General features: G+C 70.4%; 9 protein-coding genes, 1 tRNA gene and 1 riboswitch. Of the genes, 5 read left to right on the top strand and 5 right to left on the bottom strand.

All coding sequences use genetic code 11. From position 1 onward, the window contains the following. Positions 1 to 812, top strand: an 812-nt coding sequence (locus KILIM_RS21245; RefSeq protein ID WP_006594824.1) for a hypothetical protein, incomplete at its 5' end; no start/stop codon positions are given. A 398-nt stretch (positions 813 to 1,210) separates the two neighbouring features. After that, a riboswitch (cyclic di-AMP (ydaO/yuaA leader) is annotated at positions 1,211 to 1,406 on the top strand. Positions 1,407 to 1,418: 12 nt separating this feature from the next. Further along, a complete protein-coding gene (locus KILIM_RS25315) occupies positions 1,419 to 2,051 on the top strand; it encodes a transglycosylase family protein (protein WP_006594823.1) in 633 nt (210 codons plus the stop codon). An 85-nt stretch (positions 2,052 to 2,136) separates the two neighbouring features. Here KILIM_RS25315 and KILIM_RS24415 read toward each other — a convergent pair whose 3' ends face one another. After that, entirely contained in the window at positions 2,137 to 2,280 is a 144-nt protein-coding gene (locus KILIM_RS24415; RefSeq protein ID WP_006594822.1) for a hypothetical protein, read from the bottom strand. A 242-nt stretch (positions 2,281 to 2,522) separates the two neighbouring features. Here KILIM_RS24415 and KILIM_RS21235 point away from each other — a divergent pair. Then, a tRNA-Thr gene (locus KILIM_RS21235) sits at positions 2,523 to 2,595 on the top strand. A 146-nt stretch (positions 2,596 to 2,741) separates the two neighbouring features. After that, complete coding sequence (locus KILIM_RS21230) at positions 2,742 to 3,020, top strand: three-helix bundle dimerization domain-containing protein (RefSeq protein ID WP_040564050.1); 279 nt, start codon at positions 2,742 to 2,744, stop codon at positions 3,018 to 3,020. A gap of 43 nt (positions 3,021 to 3,063) precedes the next feature. Here the strand turns inward: KILIM_RS21230 and KILIM_RS21225 are convergent, their stop codons facing one another. The 3 genes from KILIM_RS21225 to KILIM_RS21215 form a co-directional block, all read right to left on the bottom strand. Then, positions 3,064 to 3,768 carry a DUF998 domain-containing protein gene (locus tag KILIM_RS21225; RefSeq protein WP_006594820.1) on the bottom strand — a complete coding sequence of 235 codons (705 nt, stop codon included), beginning with the start codon at positions 3,766 to 3,768 and terminating at the stop codon, positions 3,064 to 3,066. A gap of 104 nt (positions 3,769 to 3,872) precedes the next feature. Further along, positions 3,873 to 5,258: a GntP family permease gene (locus tag KILIM_RS21220; protein WP_217997155.1), complete on the bottom strand. Its 1,386-nt coding sequence runs from the start codon at positions 5,256 to 5,258 to the stop codon at positions 3,873 to 3,875. A gap of 219 nt (positions 5,259 to 5,477) precedes the next feature. Then, positions 5,478 to 6,260: a hypothetical protein gene (locus KILIM_RS21215; protein ID WP_006594818.1), complete on the bottom strand. Its 783-nt coding sequence runs from the start codon at positions 6,258 to 6,260 to the stop codon at positions 5,478 to 5,480. Between the two features lie 137 nt (positions 6,261 to 6,397). On the opposite strand from KILIM_RS21215, the gene KILIM_RS22950 reads away from it, so the two are divergent. Further along, complete coding sequence (locus tag KILIM_RS22950) at positions 6,398 to 7,192, top strand: PH domain-containing protein (protein WP_006594817.1); 795 nt, start codon at positions 6,398 to 6,400, stop codon at positions 7,190 to 7,192. A gap of 30 nt (positions 7,193 to 7,222) precedes the next feature. On the opposite strand, the gene KILIM_RS24780 is transcribed toward KILIM_RS22950, so the two are convergent. Then, the coding region (locus KILIM_RS24780) for a helix-turn-helix domain-containing protein (RefSeq protein ID WP_006594816.1) at positions 7,223 to 7,637 on the bottom strand (415 nt) is incomplete at its 5' end.

Raw genomic sequence — 7,637 nt, 5'->3', positions numbered from 1 at the left:
CAGCGCCCGCGGGCCCCCAACCGGTGGTCAAGCCGGCTCGGCGCACCTGGTGGGGCGGCCGGGCCAAGGCCGGCGCGGCACCCGCTCCGGTCGGAGCCTCGCGGGCCGCGCAGCGGCCGTACTACGAGCCGCGACCGTACGGGGCGCCGCAGTTCGGCTCACCGCCCCGCCCAGCGGCCTTCTCCGATCCGGCGCACGTCAACTCAGGCCCGCGCTTGCGGCACAGCGTGCAGTTGCCGTTGCTGACCCTGCTGGGTGCGTTGTGCGGGCTGGCGATGACGTATCCGGTCGTGGCCGTGCTGGTGGCGGCCGGCTGGTCGGTGCTCGCCCGGACCGTGGAGGCGAGTTCGTTGGCGATCTTCTCCGGTGCCGCCGAGCGGGGTCGGCGCCGCAGCGACGTGCCCATCGCGATCCTCATGTCGCCATTTCGCGCGCTGCCTGCTGTGTTGACGACGGCCCTGGTCATGATCGTCTCCGGCGTCGTGGCCGCCGGCGCCGCGATCGGGATCGCGGTGTTGTTGACCGGCGCCACGGGGATCGCGATGACCGTGGAGTCGGAGCCGGTGCTGGCCGGCGCGATGGCGGTGGGCGTGCTCGTCGGCTGGTGGGGGCCGGCCGGGGCCACCCTGCGTCGCGGTTCGCGCCGCACGATGCGGGTGCTGACGCTGCACCGCCTCGGAGCCCTCTGCGTCAGCCTCGTGCTCGGTCTCGTCGGTGCGTACTTCGCGGTGCGCAGCCAGGCCAGCGGCATCGCACCGGACTGGTACCCGCTGGCCGAGTCGTTCGCGCAGAGCCTGCTGCGCCCCTTCTGATCGGCCGCTCTCAGCGACTCTTGCTGCTTGGTGCATCAAGCGCTCCAAGGGTGCCCGAATGCCCGTTCCTGTGGGAAAAGTCGCCCCTATGGATATATCCAGGCCATGAGCGGGTGGAAGCGAAGGTGTGGGTGCGTTGTTACTTCGCAGTAATCAACCACTGTTCAGCGCTTGTGATGCACTTCACAAAGTGGGCCGCGCGCGCCTCAGATGTGCTGGTAGAGGGCCGATCTCTTGACCAGGAGCAGGTGGATTCGTGATCAAACCGATGCAAAATCGAGTCCATCCCTTTGCTACAGCTCCGCGGCGTGCCCTAGAGTCGCTGGCGGTTGGCCGACAGTGAACAGCAGCTGTCCTCGGGGGCCGACTGACAACTCCAAAGCAACCATCAAGCATCGCGTGCCCTAGCGCCTAACTCCGTCGCCGGGCACCTAGCCGGGAGTTCCGGGCAGACGGAGGTGGGGGACCCACGAGAGCCCAACGGGCTCTACCGGCCGCATCACGCGGCCTTGGGGTGTAGCCGGGAGAAACCCGGCCGGGCAGCCTGACGCCCGAACCCGACAGCTAACCCCATCGGCGCTCGTCAGGAGAGGACATCTGTTTCCCATGCGTTACCTTCCTAAGCACAGTGCTGCCCGCAAGTCGTCCATGCGCGTTCGCGCGGCTGGTGTCGTCGTCGCGGCCGGCGCCGTGATCGGCGGCGGAATGGCCGCCGCTCCCGCCGCCTCCGCGGCTCCGTCCAACGTCTGGGACCGCGTCGCGGCCTGCGAGAGCGGCGGCAACTGGAGCATCTCGACCGGCAACGGCTACTACGGCGGCCTGCAGTTCTCCGCGAGCAGCTGGCGCGCCGCCGGTGGCACCCGCTACGCGAGCCTGCCGCACCGGGCCAGCAAGGCTCAGCAGATCGCCGCCGCGCAGCAGCTGCTGCGCATGCAGGGCCCCGGCGCCTGGCCGACCTGCAGCAAGCGCGCCGGCCTGACCCGCGCCAACGGCCTCGCGGCCGGCGGCGGCGCGATGACCGCCTCCCGCTCCGCGGACCGCAAGGCGACCTCCAACCAGCTGGGCATGACCCGCACGGACATCCGTTCCCTGCAGCGCACGGTCGGTGCCCGCGTCGACGGCATCGTCGGCCCGGAGACCGTTCGCAAGACCGAGCGTCACCTGAACGTCCGCGCCTCCGGTGCCCGCTCCTTCGCGGCCTCCAACGTGAGCGCGGCTCGCGTCAAGGCTCTGGTCTAAGCGCCCCCGATCGGCTGATCGACAGATCGCCAGCAGGCCCGGCATCCCCCCGTGGGTGCCGGGCCTGTCGCGTGTCTCGAGCCGGCTAGAAGATCCGGCGGCGCGTGCCACCGATGGGCACGAAGTTCAGCACGAGGCCGACGATGACCAGGACGACACCGATCGTCGTCAGGATGCTGATGCTGGCCAGCCAGCCGACCAGCACGAGGATGATTCCGAGAACGACCATGACGCGTCTCCTTTCAGGCGCCCAGGGTGAGCGCTCCTGCCACACTGCAGAAGCCCATCTTCCGCCCTCTCCCGGCATTTCGCCTGTTGGAACCTGCTGTCAGCCCCGGGCGGACCGTCGGCATCTGCCCAGTTCAGCGCGGCATCCACTGTGCCCCGGGCGAATTCGCGGCCCATTCGCCCCAGGTACACTGAGCAGGTCCTCCGCCGTGACGTCCCGACCGGGCCGCCGCAGGAGGCACCGCTGGCGTGGCGCAATCGGTAGCGCACTTGTCTTGTAAACAAGGGGTTAGGGGTTCGAGTCCCCTCGCCAGCTCCGTCTCTGTCTGCACGTCGCCCCGCTTCTCCTCGCCTCGCGGAGTCGTTCGGGGGATCCGATGCCCGGCAGTCGGTTTCGTCTCATCCCGGAATTTCTTGCGCATGGGCACCCACATCTGGACGCCTGTCCATCATCATCGATTCATGTCCAGTTCACCTGTGCACGATCCGGGGTGGGAGCAGGCGGCGGTCGAACACGTTGTGGACCGGCTGCAAGAGCGCTACGAAGGGGTCCCGACCGAGATCGTCGAGACGGTGGTTCGTCGCGCACACGCGGAGTTCGACGGGCCCATCCGCGACTTCGTGCCGCTGCTGGTGGAGAAGGCCGCCCGCGGGCGGCTCGATGAGCTGCAGCGTCGCGTCGCCGTGGACAGCGCCCCCACCGACCGCGCGCTCGTGCAGGCTCCGCCCGTTCCCGCCTGAAGCCGGCTCGGGGGCGGGCGCGGCGACGCGGCTGGAACCGGGCTCAGTCGGAGCGCACCGGCAACCCCCGGCGCCAGGACAGGAACAGCAGGACCCACCACAGCGCCAGCGCTGCCAGCGAGACCCGTTGGGCCCACCCCAAGCCGCCGACCCCCAGGCCCGCGATCTCGAGCAGCGTGTAGCCCAGTGCCACCGTGTGCACGAGCGCCAGTCCGATCGCCGGCGCGACAAGCCAGGAGGGGGCTGCTCCCTCCCGGCGGCGCCGCCACACCCGGGCCGCCGCCCACACGAGGGCGACGACCGCCAGGGCACCCGCGAGCGAACTGCTGACGGTGTGCAGCTGATGCGTCCACGGCGTCAGTCCCAGCTTTTCCTCCGCCGCGCAGATCGGATCGGCGGTCGCCGCACAGCTCAGCGGCAGTAGCGAGTCCGCGACCGTCGCGAGCCCGAACAGTCCCAGTGCGACGTAGGGGCCGTTGCGACGCAGCCGCGCCAGCCACGAGCCGGAGTCGCGGACCAGCAGCACTCCCACCGCGAGGGCCAGCATGAGGCCGGCCGCCGCGTCGAACCCGCGGAACACCCGCGAGAAGGGCTGATCGGAGGCGGCCAGCTCACTGACGTAGGACGCAGTGGTGTCGTGCTCGGGGTTCAGCCACGGGCCCATCAGCCATGCCGAGTACAGCAGCGCCGCGAATGCGGCGATCCCGGCCGCCACCCGGGACCACCTGCGGGTGTGCTGCGCGTCCATTCCCCTGATTCCCGTCCACGTTCGGTCGACCCAGGCCGATCCCCTTGCGCCACGTGGCCATTGTCGGCCATCCCACGCCGGCCGACCGACCCCCCCGGTCGCCGCTAGAGCACCAGACTGAGCAGGAACGCGATGGTGAAGCCGACGGTCCCAAGGATCGTCTCCATCACGGTCCACGTCTTCAGGGTCGTCTTGGTGTCCATCCCCAGGAATCGACCGACGAGCCAGAATCCGGAGTCGTTGACGTGGCTGAGCACCGTGGCGCCGCTGGCGATCGCGATGACGATGAGGCACAGGTCGAGGGCTGACAGGCCACTGGTCGCCGCGACGGTCGGAGCCATGAGGCCCGCGGTGGTCGTCAGCGCCACCGTCGCCGAGCCCTGGGCGACCCGCAGCGCGGTGGACACGACGAAGGCGGCGACGATGACCGGTAGACCGGTCTGCTCGAGGCTGCCCGCCAGCGCCTCGCCGATGCCGCTGGCCCGCAGCACCCCACCGAACATCCCGCCCGCGCCGGTGATGAGGATGATCGCGCAGACCGGGCCGAGCGCGTCGTTGAGAATGGTCTCGATCGTGCTGCGGCTGCGACCGCCGGCCAGAATCACCGAGGCGACGAGCACCGTGATCAGCAGCGCGACCGGCGTCTTGCCGATCATGCGTAGGATCTCGACCCACGTCTGGTCGCCGTCGACGTAGCCCGCGGTGGACAGGGTGTTCAGCCCCGTGTCCAAGAAGATGAGCAGCAGCGGCAGCAGCAGAATGAACAGCACCGTGCCGAAACTCGGTAGCCGACCGCCGGCCTCTGCGTCTCGCCCGCTGCCCAGCAGCTCGGGCACCGGCAGGTCGAACCGGCGCCCGGTGAAGACCCCGAACAGGTAGCCGCCGATGAACCAGGTGGGAATGGCGATCGCCAAACCCGTGAGGAGCAGCAGGCCCATCTCGGCGCCGAGCAGTTCACCGGCGGCCACCGGGCCGGGGTGCGGGGGCACGAAGGCGTGCATGACGGCGAACGCGCCGGCGGCGGGCATCGCGTACATCAGTACGGAACCGCCGAGGCGGCGGGCCACGCTGAAGATGATCGGCAGCATGACGACCAGGCCCGCGTCGAAGAAGATCGGGAAGCCGAAGAGCAGGCTCGCGACGCCGAGGGCCAGCGGCGCGCGCTTCTCGCCGAACCTGCGGATCAGGGTGTCCGCCAGCACCTGCGCGCCGCCACTGATTTCCAGCAGCCGACCGATCATCGCGCCCAGCCCGACGAGCAGCGCGACGCTGGCCAGGGTCGAACCGAAGCCCTGCAGCAGCGTCGGTACGACCTCCGCGAACGGGATGCGCGCGGCCAGCGCGGTCAGCAGCGAGACGAGTACCAGCGCGACGAACGCGTGCATGCGCAACGAGATGATGAGCACCAGCAGCACGAGCACCGCAGCCAGGGCGATGAGCAGGAGCACCGGCGCCGAGTAGGCAGGCTCGGGGGCCTCCACGGCGGCCAGGCCGGCCGACGCGGCCAGCGGTGATGCGACAAGGAACGAGGACACGAGCGCCTCCGGGCAGGCTTCGACGGCAAAACGTCGGGATGGTCGACGACGGGTTGTCTTCGACCGAGATAGCTTGTCCCTGCGCGGCCGCGTTGGGTCGTTCGTCTACGCCTCGGTCAACGGATTGTGACGCGCCCGTGACCTACCCGCGCCGCGGTGCTCCGGGAGGGGCTTTCAGGAAGCCACGACCTGCGTGGTGTCGTCGACGATGCGGCTGTCGGGATCGGCGAGAAACTGCGGCTTGGCAGCCCCGAAGGCCGCGGCGATACGCCGGGCCAGGGCGAAGTAGATGCGCCTGATCTCATCGGGGGTCGAGGTCAGGGAGTACACCGTGCTCTTGGGCGGGAACGCGCGCAGGGAGGCCATCTCGAGGAACAGCTCGCCGGTGTACTCGTCGAAGCGGCGCAGCGCCAGCGGCTCGAACGGCACGTCGTTGTAGATCATCGCCGTGATGCGTACCTGACCGGCGTAGCCGATGTGCGCCGCACGCAGCGCGGTGTAGACGCGCGCCTCCGCGATGACGGCCTCCATGTCGGCGAGCAACACGTGGGTCGGCTCGCAGCCCACGCCGGGGATCCAGCCGTAACGGGTGCCGCCCACGACCAGTCGCTGCGGCTCCAGGCGCAGCACCCCCATGAGGTCGCGCACGCGGGGTGCGCGCTGGGTGAAGGCCCAGGCCGTCCGCGCGTCGGCGGAGACCTCGAACTCCACATTCGCCAGGGTGTAGGCCAGCGGACCGACCGGGACCGCCTGCGACTCGAAGGCCGTGGTCACCAGAGTGAGCAGCGCATCCTCGCCGAGTTGGGGAGGGTCGAGCAGGTCGAGGTACTCGGCGAGCACGATCACGCAGGCCGTGCGGGTCGAGTCGATCACCTCGAGCACCGGTGCGCTGGCAGCCCGCAGCGCCGCCATGGAGGTGGCGGGAAAGCCGGCGTTCTGCGGAGTCGCGGTGACCACGCTTCACCATAATCGTCGTTGGCCCGCCCACCAACCAAAGATAACGCCGTTGTATAACACTTCGTGACGTAAGTCATGCCGGGTCGGCTCGTCACGATTTCGCTCAGGTCGTGGGGAATTCGTCCGTAGGGTCAGGCATGGTGGTGCTGCGTCGCGATATCGCGGAGGCCGTATCGCGCATGAGCGTGACATTCGGCATACGGTCTGCCGTCCGCAACCTGCACGAGAGCCTCGAGGAGGGTGAACTCGTTCAGGCGCTGGTGGCGTGCTTCTACTCCGGCAGCGACGGCCTGCTCGTGCTGACCGACCGCCGCGTCATCGCCCTTCGCGACGACTTCTCGAAGTTCCGGTTGCAGGCCGTGCCGCTGCGCGACATCCGCGCCCTCGACTACGCCCCCGCCATCCACGACGGCCTGGCCGTGCTCACGGCCACCGGCCGGGTCGCGGTGCGCAAGATGAACCGCGCCGACAGCGACTCCTTCGCCGCCGCCGTCGTCGCTGCTGTGCCCGGTGTCATCGTGGGCGCCAGCCGCCCCCACCAGGCCTTTCGCCCCGATGCGGGGCAGGGCGATCATGCCGCCGACTCGGCCGCCCACGGGGTCGCCGCCTTGGGCGCCGGGTCGAGTCCGGTATCGGGCCCGCGTGCCGGTTCCGGTGCCGAGAGCGCTCCGCAGGCCGACCCCCTCGCGGCCGCTCGCGATCAGGGAGCCGTGGCCGGCGCAGCCGTCGCAGCTGCCTCCGGTGCTCCCAACGACGACGGCGCTGCGACCGGCGGCAGCACTCCGAGCGGCCGCGCCGCGTCGTCGGAGGCGGACGGCGGGGAGGCGGACAAGGATGTGCTGCTCGGCGTCCTCGCGGATCTGCACGCCAAGGGGCTGCTGACCGCCGACGAACTCGCCACCAAGATCGCCCAGGTGACCGCGGCTCCCTGAGCGGGATCGGCCCGGCGGTTCGCAGGGCGGCTAGGCCAGACCCCGCTCGCGCAGCCCGAGCCACAGGTGCGCGCTGAGGTCAGGGTCGTCGAGGTCGGTGTCCACGGTGTCGTGCAGCAGCGTTCTCAACAGCCGGAGCCGGTGTCGCAGGGTGTTGCGGTGGATCCCCAACTCGCCTGCGCACTCCTCGTGCCGCCCGCGGTGGCGCAGGTAGGCGGCCAGCGTCGCCAGCAGGTCGGTTCGCGGATAGTCCTGCACGGCTCGCAGGGCGCTGCTGACCAGCGTGGCGGCGGCCCCGGGGGGACCGGGCGGGTCGAGGGCCTGCCACTGGCCTGGGCTCAGCGTCGCCAGCAGCGGCAGCAAGCGAGCGACCTCCACCGCGCAGTGCTCCGCCGGGACGACCGGGCCGCGCAGGCCGCGGGCGGGCGCCGGCGGCGGTTGGGGA

The organism is Kineosphaera limosa NBRC 100340, from assembly GCF_000298215.1.
In the GTDB taxonomy this organism is placed as follows: domain Bacteria; phylum Actinomycetota; class Actinomycetes; order Actinomycetales; family Dermatophilaceae; genus Kineosphaera; species Kineosphaera limosa.
Note: the sequence above shows the minus strand (reverse complement) of the source record. Positions and strands in the feature narration are given on the sequence as shown.